Genomic DNA, 1,177 nt, shown 5'->3' on the forward strand with positions numbered 1-1,177 from the left:
ATGGCAAAAGGTAAATTCGAGCGTAACAAGCCTCATGTGAACATTGGCACGATTGGCCACGTCGATCATGGCAAGACGTCGCTGACGGCGGCGATCACGAAGTATTTTGGCGAGTACAAGCGCTACGACCAGATCGATGCGGCGCCCGAAGAGAAGGCCCGCGGCATCACGATTTCGACGGCGCACGTCGAATACGAGACGGCAGCGCGCCACTACGCCCATGTCGACTGCCCCGGCCACGCCGACTATGTGAAGAACATGATCACCGGCGCCGCGCAGATGGACGGCGCGATCCTGGTCGTGTCGGCCGCCGACGGCCCGATGCCGCAGACCCGCGAGCACATCCTGCTTGCCCGTCAGGTCGGCGTGCCGTCGATCGTGGTGTTCCTGAACAAGGTCGACCAGGTCGACGACGCCGAGCTGCTCGAACTGGTCGAGCTCGAGGTTCGCGAGCTTCTGTCGAAGAACGAGTTCCCCGGCGACGACATTCCGATCGTCAAGGGTTCGGCGCTGGCTGCTCTGGAAGACTCCAACAAGACCATCGGCGAAGACGCGATCCGCGAGCTGATGGCTGCGGTCGATGCCTATATCCCGACGCCGGTTCGTCCGCTGGACAAGCCGTTCCTGATGCCGATCGAAGACGTGTTCTCGATCTCGGGCCGTGGCACGGTCGTCACCGGCCGCGTCGAGCGCGGCATCGTCAAGGTCGGCGAGGAACTGGAAATCATCGGCATCCGTCCGACGACCAAGACGACCTGCACGGGCGTCGAGATGTTCCGCAAGCTGCTCGATCAGGGCCAGGCCGGCGACAACATCGGCGCGCTGCTGCGCGGCGTTGATCGTGAAGGCGTCGAGCGCGGCCAGGTTCTGGCCAAGCCCGGTACGGTGAAGCCGCACAAGAAGTTCGTGGCCGAAGCCTACATCCTGACCAAGGACGAAGGTGGCCGTCACACGCCGTTCTTCACCAACTACCGTCCGCAGTTCTACTTCCGCACGACCGACGTGACCGGCATCGTGTCGCTGCCGGAAGGCACGGAAATGGTTATGCCCGGCGACAACATCACGGTCGATGTCGAGCTGATCGTGCCGATCGCCATGGAAGAGAAGCTGCGCTTCGCCATCCGTGAAGGCGGCCGCACCGTCGGTGCCGGCATCGTCGTCACCATCAAAGAGTAAT

At 62.8% G+C, this 1,177-nt stretch carries 1 protein-coding gene; it reads left to right on the forward strand.

Going from position 1 to position 1,177, the window contains the following annotated elements; all coding sequences use genetic code 11:
• Positions 1-1,176: an elongation factor Tu gene (gene tuf / locus NKI35_RS31250; protein ID WP_023723394.1), complete on the forward strand. Its 1,176-nt coding sequence runs from the start codon at positions 1-3 to the stop codon at positions 1,174-1,176.
• Position 1,177 lies beyond the last annotated feature (1 nt).

The sequence above is a fragment of the Mesorhizobium sp. M0676 genome, assembly GCF_040320535.1.
Classification (GTDB): Bacteria; Pseudomonadota; Alphaproteobacteria; order Rhizobiales; family Rhizobiaceae; genus Mesorhizobium.

Excerpts from the sequence above, each read along its gene's own strand:
- tuf (WP_023723394.1), top strand. The coding sequence starts at position 1 with ATGGCAAAAGGTAAATTCGAGCGTAACAAGCCTCATGTGAACATTGGC.